Source organism: Microbacterium sp. ZW T2_14, assembly GCF_044987405.1.
Classification (GTDB): Bacteria; Actinomycetota; Actinomycetes; order Actinomycetales; family Microbacteriaceae; genus Microbacterium.
This window is the reverse complement of the sequence record NZ_JBJDRK010000016.1, coordinates 17,216-38,217: the sequence shown is the minus strand read 5'-3', so window position 1 is coordinate 38,217 and position 21,002 is coordinate 17,216. Positions and strand designations below refer to the sequence as shown.

Sequence of the window (21,002 nt, the reverse complement as noted above, 5' to 3'; positions counted from 1 at the left end):
TTCACACGTCTAGGCTCACGTCACTCGAACGCACCCGGAGATCACTCCCCACCCCCCACAGACGAAGAGGAGCGGATGCCGCTCCCCGCGGCATCCGCTCCTCTCATGTCATCGATTCAGGCCGGGAATCAGAAGGGGTTCGGGGTGAGCGTGTACTTGGTCTGCAGGTATTCGTGGATGCCCTCGGCGCCGCCCTCGCGGCCGAGGCCCGACATCTTCCAGCCGCCGAACGGGGCGGCCGCGTTCGAGACGACGCCCATGTTCAGGCCCATCATGCCGGTCTCGAGGCGCTCGATCATGCGCTGGCCGCGGGCCAGGCTCTCGGTGAAGACGTACGAGACGAGGCCGTACTCGGTGTCGTTGGCGAGGCGCACGGCGTCGTCCTCGGTGTCGAACGGGATGATCGCGAGCACCGGTCCGAAGATCTCCTCGCGGAGGATGTCGGAGCCCGGCTGCACGTCGGTGACGACGGTCGGCTCGTAGAACGTGCCGGGGCCGTCGATCTCGTTGCCGCCGGTGGCGACCTTCGCGCCGCGGTTCACGGCATCCCGCACCAGCTGCGACGCCTTGGCGACCGCGCGGTCGTCGATGAGCGGGCCGATGGTCACGCCGTCCTCGGTGCCGCGGCCGATCGTGAAGCCGTTGACGCGCTCGGTGACGCGGCGGGCGAACTCGTCGGCGACCGAGCGGTGCACGATGAACCGGTTCGCGGCGGTGCACGCCTGGCCGATGTTGCGGAACTTCGCGAGCATCGCGCCGTCCACGGCTTTGTCGAGGTCGGCGTCGTCGAACACCACGAACGGGGCGTTGCCGCCGAGCTCCATCGACGTACGCAGCACGCCCTGAGCCGCCTGCTCGAGCAGGCGCTGGCCGACCTGGGTCGAGCCGGTGAACGAGAGCTTGCGCAGGCGCGGGTCGCGGATGATCGGCTCCGACACGGCACCCGAGGTCGACGTGGTGAAGACGTTGACGACACCCTTCGGCAGGCCGGCGTCCTCGAGCAGCTTCGCAAAGTACAGCGTGGTCAGCGGAGTGAGCTCGGCGGGCTTGATCACCACGGTGCAGCCGGCAGCCAGCGCCGGCGCGATCTTGCGGGTCGCCATCGCCAGCGGGAAGTTCCACGGGGTGATCAGGAAGCACGGACCGACGGGATGCTGCGACACGATCATGCGGCCGGTGCCCTCGGGGTTCGCGCCGTAGCGACCCTGCACGCGGGCCGTCTCTTCGCTGAACCAGCGCAGGAACTCGCCGCCGTACGCGACCTCGCCGCGCGCCTCGGCCAGCGGCTTGCCCATCTCGATCGTCATCAACAGCGCGAAGTCCTCCTTGCGCTCCTGCAGCAGGTCGAACGCACGCCGCAGAATCTCGGCACGCTCGCGCGCTGGCGTCGCCGCCCACGCGGGGAACGCCTCGACCGCCGCATCCAGCGCCGCCTTGCCGTCCTCGGGCGACGCGTTCGCGATCTCCTTCACGACCTCGCCGTTGGACGGGTCGTAGACCTTCAGCGTCTTGTCGCCCGCCGCTGCCCGCCACTGCCCGCCGATGAACAGCCCGTCGGGCACGGACGCCAGCAGCTCGGACTCACGGGTTTCGGTGATCGTCGTGCTCACGGGGACTCCCTTGTCGTTTCACGGATGCCGCGTGCTCGCGGCATCCGTTCTCTCGATGTCTACCGGGCCAATTCTGCCCGTCGCCGCCGAAGCGGCCGATATACGTGATGTACAGCTCAGGATGCGGATTCGCCGCCACGGCCCACCTAATCGCCGACGGTCGCGGGCTGGTGCTGGGGAAGGAACACCTGGGCGAAGAAGGCGGCGAGCTCGTCGTGCGCGGTCAGTGGCAGCACCGCGGCGACGTACTGATCGGGACGCACGACGACGACCACGCCGTCGCGCGACAGCCCGCGCTCCTCGACGATGTCGTCGGTGGTCCAGGCGCTCGGGGCGGCCGCGTAGACCTTCTCCCAGTCGATGAGTCCGAGCGGTCCCGTGCGTGGCAGGAACAGCTCGGGCACCCGGGTGATCTCGATCTCGTCGAAGCGCTGCTGGTAGACCACCTTCACGTCGAAGACGGCGTCGACGTCGGCACCCGCCGGCGTGTAGCGGCGCACGGGCGACTGCGGCGACGCCATGAACTCCGCCCAGTCGGCGAGGGCGGATGCCTCCCCCGGCGTCGGCGCGGCGGGCCCGGCAGCGGCCCCAGCCGCGGCCCCGGCCGCGGTGTCGGCCGCGGTGTCGGCGAAGGCGTACACCCGCCAGCGCCCGTCTGCTCGGGCGTGGTGACCGAGGTGCACAGCGTTCCCGTCGCACACCCGGACCACCTCGACGGACTTGAACCGCTTGCCCAGCGGGAAGCCTTCGGCGAGCTGCTGGTGCGTGGCATCCATCACCGTCATCGAGGGACCGTACTGGGTCATGAACCCGGACGGGAACTCGGCGGTGCCGAGGTAGAAGGTGGCGAGCTCCTGCGGGTCGGAGATCTCCTCGGGCTTGCGCGCCATGAGCGCCGACCACTCGCGGTCGAAGTCGATGAGCTGCTGCGCGACGGGCTGGCGCTCGGCCGAGTAGGTGGAGAGGAGCGATGCGGGGCTCAGCCCGGTGAGGACGTGCCCCAGCTTCCAGCCGAGGTTGAAGCCGTCCTGCATCGAGACGTTCATGCCCTGCCCGGCCTTGGCACTGTGGGTGTGACACGCATCACCGGCGAGGAAGACCCGGGGGTCGTGGCCCTGGTCGACGTCGACGTCGTCGAACTTGTCGGTGACCCGGTGCCCCACCTCGTACACGCTGTGCCACGCGACCTGCTTCACGTCGATCGTGTAGGGGTGGAGGATCTCGTTGGCGCGGCGGATGACCTCCTCGATCGGTGTGCGGCGGACGCGGTGCTCGTCGTCGTCGGCGACCTCGCCGAGGTCGATGTACATGCGGCTGAGGTAGCCGCCCTCGCGCGGGATGTGCAGGATGTTGCCGGCCTCCGAGTTGATCGCGCACTTGGTTCGCCAGTCCGGGAAGTCGGTGTTGACGAGCACGTCCATGACGCCCCACGCGTGCGCCGAGAACGCACCGACGTGCTGGCGGCCGATCGCCTCACGCACACCGCTGCGCGCGCCGTCGCACCCGACGACGTACTTCGCGCGGACGATCCGCTCCTCCCCCGCGCGCTTCCCTGCCGTGTACCGCAGGCGCGCCTCCACCGGGTACTCGTCAGCGCCGTTGCCCATGCCGTCGCCGTCCTGGGCGCCTTCCTGCACGGTGAGGCCGGCGAACTCGATGCCGTAGTCGGGGACGATGCGGCCGGGGCCGTGGGCGGCCGCCTCCGCGAAGTAGTCGAGCACACGCGCCTGGTTGACGATCAGGTGCGGGAACTCGCTGATCTTGAAGGCGTAGTCCTCGGTGCGCGCGGTGCGGATGATGTTGCGCGGGTTCTCGGGGTCGGGCCCCCAGAAGTTCATGTAGGCGATGTTGTACGCCTCGGCGACGATGCGCTCGGCGAACCCGAACGCCTGGAACGTCTCGACGCTGCGCGGCTGGATGCCGTCCGCCTGACCCAGCACGAGGCGTCCCTCGCGGCGCTCGATGAGGCGGGTGACGACGCCGGGGAACTGCGACATCTGAGCGGCCAGCAGCATGCCGGCCGGACCGGATCCGACGATCAGCACGTCCACCTCGTCGGGCAGGTCGGCGGGGCGATCGACGCCGGCGCCGGCCGCGTCCTGCACCCGGGGATCCGCGGAGACGTAGCCGTGGTGGTGGAACTGCATCGGTGTCCTCCTCGGACGACGGTGTCGAGGGCCCGCCGCCGAAGAGCCTGCGGCTGGGAGCTTGTGTCGAAGTGCGGCCTGTTCTATATTCGAACACACCGTTCTACTATTGAACAGATCGTATACGACCCGCGTCGAGGCGGCAAGAGCGCCGTGCGACGAGACAGCGAGCCCTCGTGTCCCCTGGCCCCTCCGCCGCTCCCGCTTCGCAGACGCTGAGCCGGGGCATCCGGATCCTCGAAGTGCTCGCCGAAGCACGCGGTCCGCTGTCGATCGACGAGATCGCACGACGCCTGGAACTGCATCGGTCGGTCGCCTACCGGCTGCTGCGCACGCTCGAGGACCACGGGCTGGTCGAGCGCGACGCCGCCGGTCGCATCGAGCTGGGTGCGCGGATGGCCGCCCTCGCCGCCGGCGTGGCGCACGATCTGCAGGCCGAGGCGCTTCCCGAGCTCACCGCCGTCGCCGGTGACCTGGGCATGACCTGCTTCCTCGCCGTGCTCGACCACGACGAATGCGTGACGCTCTCGAGCATCGAGCCGCGGCACGCCGTGAACCCCGTGGCGCAGCGGCCGGGCACGCGGCATCCGATCACGCGGGGTGCCCCCGGTAAGGCGATCCTGTCGCTGCTGCCCGAGGCCTCGTGGCCGGCCGATGTGTCGGGCGCGCTCGCCGAGGAGGTGACGGATGCCGCCGCCCGCGGCTATGCGACCAGCCACGACGAGGTCATTCCGAGTCTGCGCGCCGTCGCCGTGCCGCTGGTCGTCCGGGGACGCGGGCCGGCGGCGATCGCGGTGGTGTTCGTGGCGAGCACGCACAGCGACGCCGAGATCGCAGCGCGGCTGAGTCAGTCGGCTACCGCGATCCGCGACGCGCTCGGCGGCTGAGCAAGTCGACGCGCAACGCTTCGTCTCGCTGGCGCTCGCTCAGCGACCGGATGGTCCCGTCGCGCGAGGCGCAACGCTTCGTCTCGCTGGCGCTCGCTCAGCGACCGGATGGTCCCGTCGCGCGAGGCGCAACGCTTCGTCTCGCTGGCGCTCGCTCAGCGACCGGATGGTCCCGTCGCGCGAGGCGCAACGCTTCGTCTCGCTGGCGCTCGCTCAGCGACCGGATGGTTCCGTCGAGCGCAAGGGGCAGTCCTTCGGATCACGCCAGTACCGGTCGCTGAGCGAGCGAGGAACGAGCGAGACGAAGCGCAACGAGGGCGATCCGGGCGGCCCGAGCTAGGCGAACGAGTCGACCAGGCGGATGTTGTGCTCGGCGACGCGCTGCGGCACCCCGACGAACGCCTCTGCACGCCCCTCCGAGGCCATGTACTCCTTCTCGAGGGCGAGGAACGCCTCGGCGTCGCCCTCGGCGCTGACCGCCCACACGAACTCGTTCGTCTCGGGCAGGCCGTAGGCGAACTCGATCGCGAAGCCGGCCGCGGGCCGCACCTTCGGCATCCATTCGGTCCACCACGCGACGAAGGCGTCGTACTCCCCGTCGACGAGCGTGTACCGGCGCAGCTGGATCGTCTTCATGACTCCCATCTTGGCGGAAGACCTATACTCGACACGTCCGGCGGCATCGACGCCCGCCGGTGCTCGAAAAATGGGCACGCAGCGCGCACGCGCGAGACACATACGGCCTCACCATCCGTTCCGTCTCGAAAGGCATCGCCATGCCCGCCACCCCCGCCATGAGCACCGTCTCGGCCCACGTCGCCCTGACCCTCGCGCGTCACATCGATCACGTGTTCGGGGTGATGGGCAACGGCAACGCCTACTTCCTCGATGCGCTCGAGCGCTCCACCGACGTGCACTTCACCGCCGTGCGCCACGAGGCGGGCGGCGTCGTGGCGGCCGACGCCTACCACCGCGCCTCCGGCCGGCTCGCGGCGGCGACCGCGACCTACGGCGCCGGCTTCACCAACACGCTCACCGCTCTCGCTGAGGCGGTGCAGGCGCATGTGCCGCTCGTGCTCGTCGTCGGCGACGAGCCGACGTCGGGCCCGCGCCCCTGGGACGTCGACCAGATCGCCCTCGCGTCGGCCGTGGGCGCGCGGACGTACACGGTCGGACGAGCGGATGCCGCGGCCACGACGGTCATCGCGATCGAGCATGCGCTCACCTACCGCGTGCCGACCGTGCTGGCGATCCCGTACGACGTGGCGGCGCGCGACGCCGGCCCGGTGCCCGGGGCTCCCGAGCCGCGCCTGCCGGGACCGCTGGTGCCGGCCGGGCCGTTCGCCGAGGGCGCGGTCGAGCGGATCGTCGAGGCGCTGGCGTCGGCCGAGCGACCGTTCCTGCTCGCGGGCCACGGCGCGTGGATCTCGGGGGCGGGCGACGCGCTCGGCGCCGTCGCCGACGCGGTCGGCGCGATCACCGCATCGACCGCGCTCGGTCGGGGCATCTTCCCGCGCAGCCAGTTCGACCTCGGCGTGACCGGAGGGTTCGGCGCCGAGGGCGCCATGGAGCTCGTACGCGAGGCTGACGTGGCCGTCGTGTTCGGGGCATCCCTCAACCAGTTCACGATGCGGTTCGGCGACCTCTTCGCGCCCGGCACCCGCGTGTTCCAAGTGGATGTGGCGCCGGCCGCCACGCACCCCCAGGTCGGCGGATATGTGCGCGGCGATGCCGCGACGGTGGCGCACGCGGTCGCGGACGGCCTGCGCGCACGCGGCGCCGGCTCGAGCGGGTGGCGCGAAGCCGTCGACCTGGCGCCCCTGCGGGCATACGACGCCGGAGACGGCGTCGCGGCCGATGGACGCCTCGATCCGAGGTCGGTCGCCGCGCGCATCGGTGAGCTGCTGCCCGACGACCGCGTCGTGGTGTCGGACGGCGGGCACTTCATCGGCTGGGCGAACATGTACTGGCCGGTGGCCTCGCCCGACCGCATGATCATGGTGGGCACCGCCTTCCAGTCGATCGGCCTCGGCTGGCCCTCGGTGCCGGGTGCCGCTCTGGCGAAGCCCTCCGCCACGGTCGTGCTGACGACGGGCGACGGCGGCGGGCTCATGGCGCTCGCCGACCTCGAGACGGCGGTGCGGGTCGCCGCCGGCCGGGGGCTCGCCGTCGTGTGGAACGACGCCGCGTACGGCGCGGAGGTCAACCTGTACGGGCTCAAGGGTCTCGCGCAGGAGCCCATGCTCATCCCCGAGGTCGACTTCGCCGCGCTCGCAGCGGGCGTCGGTGCCGAAGGGGTGGTCGTGCGAACGCTGAGCGATCTCGACCGGCTTGCCGCGTGGAGCGCCGAGCCCGCGGCATCCCGTCCGTTCCTCGTGCTGGATTGCCGCATATCGGGCACCGTCGTGGCGCCCTACCAGCGCGAGATCATCCGTGTGAACTCCTGAGCGCTGCTCCCGCGGGAGCAGAGCGGATGCCTCCTGCCGGAGGATGCGCATCGTCCCGCGCCCGACGACGATGGGCACATGAGCACCTTCCGATTCGGCGTCGTCAGCGGCGCGCACGGCGATGCCCGCGTGTGGAGCGAGCGCGCACGGCGGCTCGAAGGCAGCGGCTATTCGGCGCTCCTCGTGCCCGACACGCTGTTCACGCCCTCACCCTTCCTCGCGCTGGCCGTCGCTGCCGCCGCCACCGCGTCGCTGCACGTGGGCACCTGGGTGCTCGCGGCACCGCTGCGCAGCCCCCAGGCGACGGTGCGCGAGGCGCGCACGCTCGTCGAACTCTCGGGAGGTCGCTTCGAGCTCGGACTGGGCGCCGGACGCCCGCAGGCGGAGCGGGACGCCGCGGCCCTCGGCGTGGCATGGGGCTCGGGCCGGGAGCGCGTCGATCAGGTCGAGGCGACGATGGCCGCGCTGCGCGACGCATTCGGCGACGAGCTCCCGGTCATCCTCGCCGCCGGCGGCGATCGCATGACGCGCCTGGCCGGTCGCCACGCCGACACCGTGGCGCTGCCGCTGCCGCCGCACGCCGATCTCCCCGCCGTCGAGGCGGCCGCTGCCCGGGTGCGAACGGCGACCCCGGCGGATCGACCGCCGATCGAACTGTCGCTGCAGGTCGCGGGCATCGGGGACGCGGTGCCGGACTGGCTGCGACGCAGCGCCGGCCTGACCCCCGACTCGCTGCAGGAGGCGGGCGCCGTCGGCTATCTCTCCGGCGACGTGACGCGCGATGTCGAGGCCCTCGTCGCGCTCCGCGACACCACGGGCGTGTCGTTCCTCACGGTTCCCGACGAGCTCGCAGAGCAGGTGACCCCGCTGGTCCAGGCGCTCGCCGGACGCTGATCGCCGGGCACGCGCCTCCCCCTCCCCGGCCGCCGGCTCCCAGGCACCCGGGCCCCACAGGTCACCGCATGTCGTACATCGGCACGCTGTCATCGGTGGCGAACCTGTCGGTCATCCACATCATGGTCCGGTACATCAGGGCGTTCCGGAAGGACCAGTCCCGCATGCCGATGCGCCACGCCGAGGTCGGCGCGAGGAACGGGCCTGCGTTCCCCGTGCGCGCGATCTTCGTCGGCCTGCGCATCCGGCGGTCGTAGGCCGCGAAGGCGGTCTCGTGATCCCCTCGCGCGCTCACCAGCTCGCCGGCGAGGATGTAGGCGCCGACGAGGGCGAGCCCCGTGCCGAACCCGCCGAGCGTGTTCGCGTAGCCGGCGTCGCCCACGAGCGCCGTGCGCCCGCGAGTGAACGTCGACATGCGCGTGCGGGTCAGCGCGTCGAGATAGAAATCGGATGCCGTGGCCACCGCCTCGAGCACCGCAGGAACGCGCCACCCCACGCCGGCGTAGGCGTTCGTCAGGAACCGCCGCTGCGAGGAGACGTCGCGCCGGTCGTAGTCCGCGCGCGCGGCGCGGAACACGAAGAGGTTCGGCGCCTTCTGCCCGCCGAGCAGAGCCAGCCGCCCGGGAGTGCTGTAGCCGTACGCCACGGAGCGACCATCGGGCAGCCGTGTCTCGAGGCCGTCGAGCGGCACCTCCCCGCTCGCGACGGCGTAGTAGGAGCCGAGGGGCTGCACGAGATCCGCCTCCGGGCCGAAGGCGAGCCGTCGCACCGCGGAGTGCACGCCATCCGCGCCGATGACGAGGTCGAAGCGTTCCGTGGGCCGCCCGGCGAAGGCTACGTCCACTCCCGAGGCCTTCTCGGTCATCGCGACGATCTCGTCGCCGAAGACGTACTGCGCATCGCCCGCTGACTCCCGATGAAGGATGCCGGTCAGGTCGCCGCGCAGGATCTCGAGGTCGCCGCCGATGAACTCGCCCGGCACGACAGCGCGGACGCGATCGGCGGCATCCACCATCCGCCAGTCCGTCCTCGCCGTCTGCTCGGCCTCCACGGCGTTCAGGACGCCCATGCGGGCCAGCACCTCCCGGTGGGTGCGGCCTTTGAAGTCGACGGCTTGGCCGCCCGGACGCACGCGTTGCGCCTTCTCGACGACTGTGACATCGAAGCCGTTGCGGCCCAGCCAGCGAGCGAGCGACGGTCCTGCGATGCTCGCGCCCGAGACGAGCACTTTCCTGTTGGTCAAAGGTCTTCCGATCTCTCCGGTAACTGCGTCCTTCCGACACAGTAATCATCAGCGTACGCTGGACGCAATACCGGGGAAGGGTCGGCATGGCATCCGAGCACGACAGCGTCGCGGCATCCATCGAGCTGCTGTGGTTCCGACCCGCGCTCGGAAAGCGGGGACCCCGGCCGAAGTTCACGGTCGACGCGATCGTGGCGGCCGCGACGGCGATCGCGGACGAGGACGGCCTCGACGCGGTCACGATGCAGCGCGTCGCCGAGCGGCTGGGCACCGCGAAGATGGCGCTGTACCGGTATGTGCCGGGACGCGCAGAGCTCGACGCGGTCCTCCTCGACCGGGCCTTCGGCGGGCCGCCCCGATCACCGGCGCGCGACTGGCGATCGGCGCTGGCCGCGTGGGCACTCGCGCTGCACGAGCGCTCGCTCGCACATCCGTGGTCGGTCACGCTGGCCCAGCGTCCCCACGTTCCCGGTCCGGGAGAGCTCGCGTGGTACGAATCGGGGCTGGACGCGATGAGCGATCTCCCGCTCAGCGGCGGCGAAAAGCTCGACGTGCTCGCGCTGCTGGCGGGCCATGCGCAGTCGATGGTCCGGCAGCGGGCCGGCGGATCGCAGCCGGAGCAGAATCTCGCCGCCCAGCTGGGGCCGGTGCTCGCGGCGCGATCCGCCGACTATCCGCGCACGTCGGCCGCCTTCGCCGATGCGGCGCGCGATGGCGGCCGCGACGCAGGGCTGCATTTCGGCATCGACCGGATCCTCGCCGGGGTGGCTGCGCTCATCGCCGAGCGCACGGATTCCGCCCGCACCTGACCTATCAGCCCTGCCGCTCGGGTGTCATGACACGCGGCATCGCACCCCGCGAACCCGCAGGACGTGACCCCCGATCCCCCATCGCTCCCTTCGGGTGTCACGGCACGCGGCATCGCACCCTGCGAGCCCACACGACGCGGCACGCGAAGGCGTGAAGACGCGCGTCAGTCGCCGCGGAACTCCGGCTTGCGCTTCTGCTGGAACGCCGCGAAGCCCTCGCGGTAGTCGGCGGTGGTGCGCAACGCCTCCTGTCCGCGCGCCTCCTGGGCGACGGCATCCCACAGCTTCTCGTCACGCAGGCGCGCGATGAGCCGCTTTGATGCGAGGAACGCGGCCGTGGGGCCGGATGCCGCCACCGCCGCCCGCTGCAGCGCGAAGTCGAACACCTCTTCCACCGGCATGGCGCGGCTGAACAAGCCGGCCGCGACCGCCTCGGCGCCGCTCAGCAGGTCGCCGGTGTAGATGAGGTCGAGCGCCCGATGAGCGCCGAGCCGCTCATACAGCAGGGCGTGACCGCCCGAGTCGAGCATCGCGCCGAGGCTCGCGAACGGCGAGCCGATCTTCGCATCGTCGGCGACATAGACGACGTCGGTCGCGATCGCCAGCCCGAGCCCGACGCCGAGGCACGCCCCGTGCACGGCCGCGAACGTCGGCGCCGGGAAGGCGGCGATCCTCCGCATGAGGGTCTCGACACCGGCGAGGTACTGGGGCACGTCGTCGGTCTCGGGGTCGACGCCGGCGATGTCGCGCCCGGCGCAGAACGCCCGCCCCTCGGCCCGGAGCAGCAGCGCCCGCACGCCGGACTCCTCGGCACTGCGGTAGGCGGCATCCATCTCTCCCAGCGCGCGCAGTGACAGAGCGTTGAGCTTCTCGGGGGCGTTCAGCACGACCTCGGCCACATCGCCCCTGATGGACAGCTCGATCATCTCGATCCTCCTCGTGGGAAACGGCTAGACGTCGTAGTCGACGACGACGTTGTCGGTCGTCGGGTGGGATTGGCAGGTGAGCACGTAGCCGCGCTCGATCTCGTCGGGCTCGAGCGCGTAGTTCTCGGTCATCGTCACCGACCCCTGCACCAGCCGAGCGCGGCAGGTACCGCAGACTCCGCCGGCGCAGGCGAAGGGGACGTCCGGGCGCACGCGCAGCGCCGCATTGAGGATGGACTCGTGCGCGGCGACCGGACTGTCGACCGCCTGCGACTGCCCGTCGAGGGTGAACTCGATGCGGCGCACCGGCTCGTCGCGCGCGACGACGACCGGCCGCCCCGCCGGAGGCTCGGCCCGCTCGCCCTCGCCCGTGGTGAACAGCTCGTACCGCACGTGCGTGGGGTCCACGCCGATGTCGGCGAGCGTGTCGCGACAGAGCTGCACCAGCTCGAACGGCCCGCACAGGAACCACTCGTCGACGGTGTCGGGCAGCACGAGCTCGTCGAGGATGCGCCGCAGCCGTGGCTCGTCGATGCGGCCCGACAGCAGCGGCGCGGTGCGCTGCTCGCGCGAGAGCACATGGTGCAGCGCGAGCCGCGTCGGGTAGCGGTCCTTGAGGTCGGAGAGCTCGTCGAGGAACATCACGTCGAGGCTCGAGCGGTTCGTGTAGACGAGGGTGAAGCGCGACGTGTCGGAGCGCGCCAGCACGGTGGCGGCGAGCGCCATCAACGGCGTGATGCCCGAACCCGCCGCGATGCCGGCGACGTGCGCGCCGTCGAGATCGGCGAGCTTCGAGGTGAACGTGCCCTGCGGGCTCATCACGTCGATCCGGTCGCCGGCGTGGAGCTCGGTCTGTGCCCAGGTCGAGAACCGGCCGCCCTGGTCTCGCTTGATCGCGACGCTGATCGTGCGCGGACCGTCGCCGCCGCCTCCCGCGTCCTCGGCGCGGCACAGCGAGTACGAGCGCCGCAGCTCGTGCCCGTCGAGCACCGTGCGCAGCGCGACGTGCTGACCCGCCAGGTAGTCGAACTCGCCGCGCACCTCTTCGGGGATCGCGAAGGTCACCTCGACCGCGGCGTCGGTGAGCGGCCTCACGGCCGCGACCCGCAGGGTGTGGAATCGCGCCCGGTGCCGACCGTCGCGCGGCCCGCCCACAGCCGTGGTGAGCAGGGTCTCGGCGATGCGCCGGTTCTCCTGATCCGGCATTCCCGGTCCCTGAGCCGGCATGCCCGGCCCCTGAGCCTGTCGAAGAGCGTCTCCGTCCATCAGTGCACCTTGAAGTGGTCGAAGGGCTCGAGGCAGGCGCGGCACTCGTAGAGCGCCTTGCACGACGTCGACCCGAACCGTGCGAGCTCTCGGGTGTCGAGCGACCCGCAGCGGGGGCACCGCACCGACAGCTGCACTCGGATCGGACCCGCGACCGCTGCACGCCCGTTCGGCGGAGCGATGCCGTAGTCGACGAGCTTGCGCTTGCCGGCATCCGTCATCCAGTCCGTCGTCCACGCGGGCGCGAGCACGAGACGCACGTCGACGTCGTCGAAGCCGGCCGCGGTCAGGGCGAGCACGACGTCGTCGCGGATCGCGTCCATCGCCGGGCACCCGGAGTACGTCGGCGTGATCGTCACGGTGGCGCGTGCGCGGCCGGAGCCGTCCGAATCCACCTTGACGTCGCGCAGCACCCCGAGATCCTCGATGGTGAGCACCGGGATCTCCGGATCCGGAACGGATGCCGCCGCCTGCCATGCGCGCGCCCTGAGACCAGCGGCATCCCCGGCTCCACCTGTCGGGGCCTCCACGCGTACCGTGCGCAGGATCGTCTCCTCCGGCGCCGATGCGGACCCGCGGGATTCCGCGGAGGTGCGCGCCGCTGAGCCCGCCGATCCTGCAAACGGTACGGGGCGGGCGGGGGAAGCTGCGGAGCCGGTCACCACGTCGCCCCCGGATGCTGCCGTGCGAGCACCTGCATCTCGGCGAGCAGGAAGCCCAGCGTCGGGAAATGGGCTCCGTGGCGCCCGCCGGCCGACGACTCGGGCCCCGTCGGGAGCTCCAGCTCGGCCTCCGCGAACACCGCCGCGATGACGGCGTCGAACGCCGGCTGCAGCGTCGACGGTCGTACGGCGGCGGCGTCGAGCCGGTCGATGAGCGGCTCGTCGCGGAAGAGCTCGCCGACGTACGGCCAGACGTCCGCCACCGCGCGGATCACGCGACGGCGCGACTCGTCGGTGCCGCCGGCGAGCCGCAGCGTCCACTGCACCGCGTGATCGCGGTGGTACTCCACCTCCTTGACGGCCTTGGCCGCGATCGCGGCCAGCGTCGCATCGGACGAGCCCTGCAGTTCCGTGTACAGCTCGAAGAGGTAGACGGATGCCGCCAGCTGACGCGCGATCGTCTGCGCGAAGTCTCCGTTGGGCTGCTGGAAGAGCCAGGCGCAGCGGAACTCGGGCTCGTCGCGCCAGTAGGCGAGGTCGTCCTCGGTGCGCTCGTCAAAGGTGCCCGCGTAGCGCAGGAACGAGCGCGCGTGTCCGAGCAGGTCGAGCGCGATGTTGGCGAGCGCGACGTCCTCCTCGAGTTCGGGGGCCCGCGCGATCCACGCGCCGAGCTGCTGCGCGAGGATCAGCGCGTCGTCGCCCAGCCAGAGCGCGTACTCCGCGACATCCGCCGTCGCCGCACGGCCCTCGCCGCCGGCGAGCTCGGCCGACAGCTCGACACGCTCGACGGTGACGTCGCCGTGCGCGTCGGCTCGCGACGTTTCGTCCCCCTCATTACTCGGCCGCTCAACGACCCGGACCTGTCCCTCGGTCGTTGAGCGAGGGAGCGCCAGCGACGGAGATGAAACGCCACCGTCTTCCGAGCGAACTTCAGTCACAGGTGCGGCACCCCCTCCGATGCCGTGTAGTACGTGGCGTGGCGGTAGTTCTTGCCGGCGGGGCTCTCGAAGAACGCACCCTTCGAGTCGGGGTCGCTCGTCGTGATCGCATCGGCGGGCACGACCCAGATCGAGGTGCCCTCGCTCCGGCGCGTATAGACGTCGCGGGCGTTGCGCAGCGCGAAGTCGGCATCGGGTGCGTGCAGGGAGCCCGCGTGCACGTGGCTGAGGCCGCGTCCGGCGCGCACGAACACCTCCCAGAGCGGCCAGGTCTCGCGGGGCGAGGCACCTGAGGTCGTCATGATGCAGCCTCCGTCGGGTGCTCGGGGCGTTTCGTCTCGCTCGTTCCTCGCTCGCTCAACGACCGGGAGTCTGGCTCGGCAGCGCCTCGCTCGCTCAACGACCGGGAGTCTGGCTGGGCAGCGCCTCGCTCGCTCAACGACCGGATGCCGGCCTGCTTGCGCGCGTACTGGGCGGCCGCCTCGCGCACCCAGGCGCCGTCCTCGTGCGCGGTGCGCCGGTTGCGGATGCGCTCGGCGTTCATGGCGCCGCGCCCGGCGATGACCTCCTGCAGCTCGGTCCAGTCGATCTCGCTCGTGTGCCAGCGCTGCGCCTCGTCGTCCCAGCGCAGCTCGGGGTCGGGAAGCGTCACACCCAGCACCTCCGCCTGGGGCACCAGCATCCCGATGAACCGCTGACGGAGGTCGTCGTTCGAGAAGCGCTTGATCTTCCACGCCATCGACTGCGCCGAGTTGGGCGATGCCTCATCCGGGGGCCCGAACATCATGAGCGAGGGCCAGTACCAGCGGTCCACGGCATCCTGCGCCATCTGGCGCTGCGCGGCACCTCCCTGCATGAGCGTCAGGAGGATCTCGAATCCCTGCCGCTGGTGGAAGGACTCCTCCTTGCAGATGCGCACCATCGCGCGTCCGTACGGACCGTACGAGGCACGGCAGAGCGGCACCTGGTTGCAGATCGCGGCGCCGTCCACGAGCCAGCCGATCGCCCCCATGTCGGCCCACGTCGGCGTCGGGTAGTTGAAGATCGAGGAGTACTTCGCACGCCCCTCGATGAGCTGCTCGGTCATCTCGTCGCGCGTGATGCCGAGCGTCTGCGCCGCGGAGTACAGGTACAGCCCGTGCCCGGCCTCGTCCTGCACCTTCGCCATCAGGATCGCCTTGCGTTTGAGGCTCGGCGCCCGCGTGATCCAGTTGCCCTCGGGCTGCATCCCGATGATCTCGGAGTGCGCGTGCTGCGAGATCTGCCGGATCAGCGTCTTGCGATAGGCCGGCGGCATCCAGTCCCGCGGCTCGACGCGCGAGTCGGCCTCGATGATCGCGTCGAAGGCCGCCTGCTCGGCCGCCTCGTCGATCAGCACATCGGTCGTCATCGTCGACTCCGTTCCGGCTCCTGGGATTACAGACCGTTCGTTCAGTAAGTCTAGATCACGACGGATGCTGCGGCCACCGTCACCCCGCCACGCCGGGCTCGGCGCGGCGCGTGGTGAAGGAGCGTCCGCGGAACTCCGCCACGACGTCGCCCGTCTCGTCGGTCACCGTCACGTCGTACAGCCCGCTTCGTCCGGCGACCGCCCGGCGGCGCGCGTGGGCGGTCAGCGTCTGCCCGGCGCGCGTCGCCTTGAGGAACGCGATGTCGGCGCCGGCCGCGACGGTGATCTCGGCATCCGCGTCCCCTTCTCCTTCCGAGACGGCGTTGCACGCCATGGCGAAAGCGGTGTCGGCGAGCGCGAACACCATGCCGCCGTGCGTGATCGCGAACCCGTTCGTCATGTCGTCGCGCACGCGCATCGAGACGGCGGCTTCGCCCGGCTCGTCGCGCTCGACGACCATGCCCATCGCCGCCGACGCGCGGTCGCGCTGCAGCATGCGGCGCTGCCCGGCAAAGTGGTCCGCGGGATCGCTCACGTCCCGACCTCTGCCGACGCGGGTGCGTCGGCCGCCGCGGCCTGCCCCGCGGTCTTGGCGACGAGCGTGAGCACGTCGTACGTCGCGACGATCTCGTCGCGCTGGTTGAGGATGACGGCGTCCCACCGCACCTCGCCGTAGTCGTCGGTCTCGCGCGGGGTGATCTGCTTCGCGGTCAGCACGACGCGGATCTCGTCGTCGGGCGACACCGGCGTGACGAAGCGCAGGTTCTCGAGCCCGTAGTTCGCGAGCACCGGACCCGGGTCCGGATCCACGAAGAGCCCTGCCGCCCACGACACCAGCAGGTAGCCGTGCGCCACACGTCCAGGGAAGAACGGGTTCGCAGCGGCGGCCTCCTCATCCATGTGGGCGTAGAAGCGGTCGCCGGTGAAGTTCGCGAACGTCTCGATGTCGTCGAGGGTGACCGCACGCGACGCCGACGCGAGCTGGTCGCCGATCGCGAGCTCGGCGAGCGACTTGCGGAACGGGTGGCGGTCGGAGCGGGATGCCGCACCCTGATGCCAAACGCCGGTCAGAGCCGTGAGCATCGCGGGCGAGCCCTGCACGGCGGTGCGCTGCATGTGGTGCAGCACCGCACGGATGCCGCCGAGCTCCTCCCCGCCTCCGGCTCGGCCCGGTCCGCCGTGGACGAGGTGCGGGACGGGTGCGCCGTGACCCGTGGAGGTGCGGGCGTCGTCGCGGTCGAGGAACAGCAGGCGGCCGTTGTAGGCGGCGGTGCGGGCGAGGAGCGTCGCGGCGACGGCGGGGTCGGCGGTCGCGACGCTCGTCACGAGCGAACCGCCACCGCGGCCGACGAGGTCGGCGGCTTCCTCCACCGTCCGGTAGGCGATCACGCTCGCCACCGGGCCGAACGCCTCGACGTCATGGACCGCGTCGGGCAGTGCGTCGGCTTCGCCTTCGAATCCGACGAGGATCGGGCCGACGAACGCGCCCTCGGGTGCGGGACCCGTGGAGCCGTCCGCATGCGTCACGGCCGGGGCATCCGTCGTTCCCAGCACGACCCGCCCCCCGGCGGCCTCCAGCGCGCCGACGGCACGCAGCACCTCGTCGCGCTGCGCGAGCGAGACGAGCGGCCCCATGGTGACGGACTCGGCGCGGGGGTCGCCGACGACGACGCGCTCGGCGATCTTCTGCCGCAGCGCCTCGACGAGCGGGGCGACCGCATCGGCCGGCACGATGGCACGGCGGATCGCGGTGCACTTCTGGCCCGCCTTCGTCGTGAGCTCGACCATGAGCTGCTTGACGTACGCGTCGAACTCGGGCGTGCCCGGCACCGCATCGGGACCGAGCACCGATGCATTGATCGAGTCGGTCTCGCTCGTGAACCGCAGCTCCGGAGCGGCCTGCGCGCGCAGTCGCGCGGCCGTCGAGGCGCTGCCGGTGAAGCCGACGAGATCACCGAGCCCGAGGTGGTCGAAGAGGCCGGGAACGGCGCCGCTCACCAGCTGCAGCGACCCTGCCGGGAGAAGCCCCGTCTCGACGAGGATGCGCACCCACGCCTCGGCGACGTAGGCCGTCGGCGAGGCGGGCTTCACGATCGTCGGCACGCCGGCGAGGAAGGCGGGAGCGAACTTCTCGAGCGCTCCCCACATCGGGAAGTTGAAGGCGTTGATCTGCACCGCGACGCCCGGCAGTCGCGTGTAGACGTGGCGGCCGAGGAACGAGCCGTCCTTCGACAGCGACTCGACCGGGCCGTCGAGGTACACCTGCGCGTTGGGCAGCTCGCGGCGCCCCTTCGACGAATACGTGAACAGCACGCCGATGCCGCCGTCGATGTCGTTGAGCGAGTCGCGCACCGTGGCGCCGGCGCGCTTCGACAGCTCGTAGAGCTCCTCCTTGCGCGCGGTGAGCGCGATGCCGAACTGCTTCAGCAGCAGCGCCCGCTGGTGGAACGTCAGCGTGCCGAGACTCGCCTGACCCACCGTGCGGGCGTGGCGGAGCGCGGCCGCGAGATCGACCCCCTGCGTGCTCAGGTACGTGACGACGTCGCCCGTCGACGCGTCTAGCGCCGGGGTCGCGTCGTCGCCGGTGTCGGGGATCCACCATTCATCGCGGAGGTAGCTGGGGAGGATGCCGGTCCCGGACGACTGCTCGATCGGCCCTGTCCGCTCGGTCGTCTGCGTCTGCTCGATGGTCACTGTCCACTCCATTCGTACACGCCGTGGGGCTCGCCCTCGTTCATCGCTAGCGGCTCTCGAGGAAGGCCGCCATCCGCCGCTCCTTCTCCGGGCTCTCGAAGAGCTTGGCCTGCAGCTCGAGCTCGATCTCGGGATGCGCCGCGCGCGGGGCACCCAGCGCTGTCTTGGTGTACCGCGTGGCGAGGGGATCGTTCCGGGAGATGCGGTCGGCGATCGCGTGGGCGGCGGCGAGCAGGTCGCCCGGCTCGTAGAGCGACGACACGAGCCCCCAGGCGACGGCGGTCGCGGCATCCAGGATCCGTCCGGTGAGCAGCATCTCGGCGGCCCGCGCCTCACCGAGGATCTCGGGAAGGCGCCACGTCGCGCCGGCGGCGGCGATGATGCCGAGGCCCGTCTCGGGGTTGCCGATCTGGAGGCCCGGAGTGCCGATGCGGATGTCGGCGGCGTAGGCGAGCTCGGCACCCCCGCCGAGGGCGTAGCCGTCGATCGCGGCGATCACCGGCATCGGCAGGCTCCGCACGCGCTGGAACGCGCGCGTGTTGATGCCCCGCCGGGCGTCGGCGGCGCGCCGCTCGCGCAGTTCGGCGATGTCGGCACCTGAGGCGAACACACCGTCGGAGCCGATCAGGATGAGGGTCCTGGGCTCGCGTTCGAGTTCCCCACAGAGCTCGTGCAGCCGGTCGATCGTGTCCTGGTCGATGGCATTGCGCACGTCGGGCCGTGACAGGGTCGCTACGACGCGGTCAGCGCGACGCTCGATCTGCAGCGGCTGCGCACTCGACACGGACATGGGCATCCTCTCGCTCCGCGCCTTCGCGGTCGCGACCATGATACCTAACGATCGTTCAGTAATATCCCCGAGTTGCCCTGATCGGTGGCCGGCGGGTGCGAGACTGGGCGCATGTCCGCGAGCGCCGAGCCCCTCCCCGCCCGCCGCGGCCGCCCGGGCTACGACCGCGACCAGGTGCTCGCGGTGGCCGTGACGCTGTTCAACGAGCAGGGCTACGACGCCACGTCCGTCGCCGATCTCGCCTCGCGTCTCGGGCTGACGAAGTCGGCGCTGTACCATCACTTCGATTCGAAGGAGCAGCTGCTCGCGCTGGCACTCGACGAGGCCCTCGGCGAACTCGAAGGGGTGCTGGACGCTCCCGACGCCACGGTCGACGACCCGGCCGAGCGGCTCGGCGCCGTGCTGCGCGGTGCGGTGCGGGTGCTCGTCGACAAGCTCCCCTACGTCACGCTGCTCCTCCGCGTGCGCGGCAACAGCGACGTGGAGCGCGCCGCGCTCGAGCGCCGGCGCGCGTTCGACCATCGCGTGACCGCGCTCGTCGTCGAGGCGCAGCACGCCGGGCAGGTGCGTTCCGACGTCGACGGCGCCGTCGCGACCCGGCTCCTGTTCGGCATGGTCAACTCGATCGTCGAGTGGTACCGCCCCACCGGCCCGGTGGACCGCGACCGCCTCGCCCACGACGTCGTCGCCGTCGCGCTCGACGGCATGCGCACCCGCTGACCTCGGCGCGCCCTACCCTGCTGCCAAAACACCGGCCCGTCACGCAACACGCCGCGGCGAGGCATCCATCATCGGCGTGTCGCCGTCACCGACTCGACTTTTGGCCGCACAGGACGACGGATGCCGCGCGCCGAGCCTGCACAGGCACTCGGGCGCGGCATCCGTCGACCTGAAGGTCAGGCCTTCGCCATGCCGTAGATCGGGCTGACGTTCTGCTCGGCCTCGTGGTCGGGCCCCAGCGGGATGCCCGAGCGATCGCGCAGCAGCAGCGTCGCGACCAGGCCGATGAGCGTCATGCCGGCGAGGTACCAGGTGACCGACATCGTCGAGCCGGTCTCCTTCACGAGCCAGGTCGCGATCGTCGGCGCGAAGGCGCCGCCGAGGATCGCACCGATCGCGTAAGAGATCGAGACGCCCGAGAAGCGGATGGATGCCGGGAACAGCTCGGAGTACAGCGCAGCCTGTGGTCCGTACGTGAAGCCGAGGCCGATCGTGAGGATCGCGAGCCCGAGGAACAGCAGCCAGATGTTGCCGGTGTTCACGAGGGGGAAGAGCAGGAAGACGCCGGCGAGCTGCAGGATCCAGCCGATGATGTACGTCGTGCGGCGGCCGATGCGGTCCGACACGAAGCCGGCGGCGAGCGTCGACAGCAGCCACGTCACGGCCGACCCGGCGACGGCCCAGAGCACCGGGCCGCGCTCGAGCACCAGGGGGCCCTCGGGGTTCGTGGCGTAGCCCTGGATGTAGCCGCCGGTCGTCATGTAGCCGACGGCGTTGTTGCCCGCGAACACCAGCGCGGCGATGAAGACGAGCAGCGCGTGCTTGCGGAAGAGCGTGACGATCGGCGTCTTGGCCTTCTCCTTGCGGGCTGCGAGCTCGGTGAACACCGGGCTCTCTTCGACGCGACGGCGCACGTAGTAGCCGACGAGGATGAGCACGACGCTGAGCAGGAACGGCACACGCCAGCCCCACACGAGGAACGCGTCGCCGGGGGCGATCATCGCCATGAGCGCCATGACGCCCGAGGCGAGCAGGAGGCCGAGGGGCACACCGATCTGCGGCGATGCACCGAAGGCTCCGCGTCGGGTGCGAGGGGCGTGCTCGACGGCCATCAGGACCGCGCCGCCCCACTCGCCGCCCGCCGAGATCCCCTGCAGGATACGCAGCAGCACCAGGAAGATCGGCGCCCAGACGCCGATGGCTTCGTAGGTGGGCAGCACGCCGATGAGGGCGGTCGAGACGCCCATCAGGATCAGCGTCCACATCAGCACGACCTTGCGGCCGTACTTGTCGCCGAAGTGACCGGCGAGGAAGGCGCCGAGCGGGCGGAACAGGAAGCTCACGCCGACGGTGGCGAAGGCCACGACCGCACTGTTCTCGCCGAGCGGCGCGAAGAAGAGCTGACCGAAGACCAGGCCGACGGCCGTGGCGTAGATGAAGAAGTCGTACCACTCGACGGTGGTGCCGACGACGGTCGCGAAGACGACGCGCCGGCGATCGACGGGGCTGGCGATGGTGCCGGTGGGGGTGAAGCCTTGCGGGGGCTGTGTGGTGCTCATTCGTGACTCCTGTGTCGGGT

Annotated in this window: 19 protein-coding genes; 5 read left to right on the top strand and 14 right to left on the bottom strand. The window is 71.2% G+C overall.

Annotated elements, in window-relative coordinates; genetic code table 11:
- Positions 1-128 precede the first annotated feature (128 nt).
- Both ACI3KY_RS07665 and ACI3KY_RS07660 read right to left on the bottom strand, forming a co-directional pair.
- A complete protein-coding gene (locus ACI3KY_RS07665; RefSeq protein ID WP_404929621.1) occupies positions 129-1,598 on the bottom strand; it encodes an NAD-dependent succinate-semialdehyde dehydrogenase in 1,470 nt (489 codons plus the stop codon).
- A 158-nt stretch (positions 1,599-1,756) separates the two neighbouring features.
- Positions 1,757-3,757 (bottom strand): FAD-dependent monooxygenase, encoded by a 2,001-nt coding sequence (locus ACI3KY_RS07660; RefSeq protein WP_404929582.1) that lies wholly within the window; start codon positions 3,755-3,757, stop codon positions 1,757-1,759.
- Positions 3,758-3,933: 176 nt separating this feature from the next.
- On the opposite strand from ACI3KY_RS07660, the gene ACI3KY_RS07655 reads away from it, so the two are divergent.
- The gene (locus ACI3KY_RS07655; protein WP_404929581.1) at positions 3,934-4,644 is read left to right on the top strand and encodes an IclR family transcriptional regulator; all 711 of its coding nucleotides are present in this window, start codon (positions 3,934-3,936) and stop codon (positions 4,642-4,644) included.
- Between the two features lie 336 nt (positions 4,645-4,980).
- On the opposite strand, the gene ACI3KY_RS07650 is transcribed toward ACI3KY_RS07655, so the two are convergent.
- On the bottom strand, positions 4,981-5,280 hold the full coding sequence (locus ACI3KY_RS07650) for a hypothetical protein (RefSeq protein WP_404929580.1): 300 nt from the start codon (positions 5,278-5,280) through the stop codon (positions 4,981-4,983).
- A 158-nt stretch (positions 5,281-5,438) separates the two neighbouring features.
- Between ACI3KY_RS07650 and ACI3KY_RS07645 the strand changes: the two genes are divergently transcribed.
- Positions 5,439-7,091, top strand: a complete 1,653-nt coding sequence (locus tag ACI3KY_RS07645) for a thiamine pyrophosphate-binding protein (protein WP_404929620.1) — start codon at positions 5,439-5,441, stop codon at positions 7,089-7,091.
- Between the two features lie 78 nt (positions 7,092-7,169).
- A complete protein-coding gene (locus ACI3KY_RS07640) occupies positions 7,170-7,985 on the top strand; it encodes an LLM class flavin-dependent oxidoreductase (RefSeq protein WP_404929579.1) in 816 nt (271 codons plus the stop codon).
- Positions 7,986-8,046: 61 nt separating this feature from the next.
- Here the strand turns inward: ACI3KY_RS07640 and ACI3KY_RS07635 are convergent, their stop codons facing one another.
- Positions 8,047-9,228 carry an FAD-dependent monooxygenase gene (locus tag ACI3KY_RS07635; RefSeq protein ID WP_404929578.1) on the bottom strand — a complete coding sequence of 394 codons (1,182 nt, stop codon included), beginning with the start codon at positions 9,226-9,228 and terminating at the stop codon, positions 8,047-8,049.
- An 86-nt stretch (positions 9,229-9,314) separates the two neighbouring features.
- Between ACI3KY_RS07635 and ACI3KY_RS07630 the strand changes: the two genes are divergently transcribed.
- Positions 9,315-10,037, top strand: a complete 723-nt coding sequence (locus ACI3KY_RS07630; protein WP_404929577.1) for a TetR/AcrR family transcriptional regulator — start codon at positions 9,315-9,317, stop codon at positions 10,035-10,037.
- A gap of 164 nt (positions 10,038-10,201) precedes the next feature.
- On the opposite strand, the gene ACI3KY_RS07625 is transcribed toward ACI3KY_RS07630, so the two are convergent.
- The 9 genes from ACI3KY_RS07625 to ACI3KY_RS07585 form a co-directional block, all read right to left on the bottom strand.
- Positions 10,202-10,963, bottom strand: coding sequence for an enoyl-CoA hydratase/isomerase family protein (locus ACI3KY_RS07625; protein ID WP_404929576.1), 762 nt, complete (start codon positions 10,961-10,963; stop codon positions 10,202-10,204).
- Between the two features lie 24 nt (positions 10,964-10,987).
- On the bottom strand, positions 10,988-12,169 hold the full coding sequence (gene paaE, locus ACI3KY_RS07620; RefSeq protein ID WP_404929575.1) for a 1,2-phenylacetyl-CoA epoxidase subunit PaaE: 1,182 nt from the start codon (positions 12,167-12,169) through the stop codon (positions 10,988-10,990).
- Between the two features lie 59 nt (positions 12,170-12,228).
- Positions 12,229-12,759, bottom strand: a complete 531-nt coding sequence (gene paaD / locus ACI3KY_RS07615; protein ID WP_404929574.1) for a 1,2-phenylacetyl-CoA epoxidase subunit PaaD — start codon at positions 12,757-12,759, stop codon at positions 12,229-12,231.
- 128 nt (positions 12,760-12,887) lie between these two features.
- Positions 12,888-13,664 carry a 1,2-phenylacetyl-CoA epoxidase subunit PaaC gene (paaC, locus tag ACI3KY_RS07610; RefSeq protein WP_404929619.1) on the bottom strand — a complete coding sequence of 259 codons (777 nt, stop codon included), beginning with the start codon at positions 13,662-13,664 and terminating at the stop codon, positions 12,888-12,890.
- A gap of 161 nt (positions 13,665-13,825) precedes the next feature.
- Positions 13,826-14,131, bottom strand: coding sequence for a 1,2-phenylacetyl-CoA epoxidase subunit PaaB (gene paaB / locus ACI3KY_RS07605; protein WP_194414233.1), 306 nt, complete (start codon positions 14,129-14,131; stop codon positions 13,826-13,828).
- Positions 14,128-15,219, bottom strand: coding sequence for a 1,2-phenylacetyl-CoA epoxidase subunit PaaA (paaA, locus tag ACI3KY_RS07600; RefSeq protein WP_404929573.1), 1,092 nt, complete (start codon positions 15,217-15,219; stop codon positions 14,128-14,130). Before paaA ends, paaB begins: the two co-directional genes overlap by 4 nt.
- A gap of 79 nt (positions 15,220-15,298) precedes the next feature.
- Positions 15,299-15,715 carry a hotdog fold thioesterase gene (locus ACI3KY_RS07595; RefSeq protein ID WP_404929618.1) on the bottom strand — a complete coding sequence of 139 codons (417 nt, stop codon included), beginning with the start codon at positions 15,713-15,715 and terminating at the stop codon, positions 15,299-15,301.
- A 35-nt stretch (positions 15,716-15,750) separates the two neighbouring features.
- A complete protein-coding gene (gene paaZ / locus ACI3KY_RS07590; RefSeq protein ID WP_404929572.1) occupies positions 15,751-17,925 on the bottom strand; it encodes a phenylacetic acid degradation bifunctional protein PaaZ in 2,175 nt (724 codons plus the stop codon).
- A 34-nt stretch (positions 17,926-17,959) separates the two neighbouring features.
- Positions 17,960-18,703, bottom strand: a complete 744-nt coding sequence (locus ACI3KY_RS07585; RefSeq protein ID WP_404929571.1) for an enoyl-CoA hydratase/isomerase family protein — start codon at positions 18,701-18,703, stop codon at positions 17,960-17,962.
- 111 nt (positions 18,704-18,814) lie between these two features.
- Here ACI3KY_RS07585 and ACI3KY_RS07580 point away from each other — a divergent pair, with 111 nt between their 5' ends.
- A complete protein-coding gene (locus ACI3KY_RS07580) occupies positions 18,815-19,423 on the top strand; it encodes a TetR/AcrR family transcriptional regulator (RefSeq protein WP_404929570.1) in 609 nt (202 codons plus the stop codon).
- Positions 19,424-19,599: 176 nt separating this feature from the next.
- Here ACI3KY_RS07580 and ACI3KY_RS07575 read toward each other — a convergent pair whose 3' ends face one another.
- The gene (locus tag ACI3KY_RS07575) at positions 19,600-20,982 is read right to left on the bottom strand and encodes an MFS transporter (protein ID WP_404929569.1); all 1,383 of its coding nucleotides are present in this window, start codon (positions 20,980-20,982) and stop codon (positions 19,600-19,602) included.
- Positions 20,983-21,002: the final 20 nt, after the last annotated feature.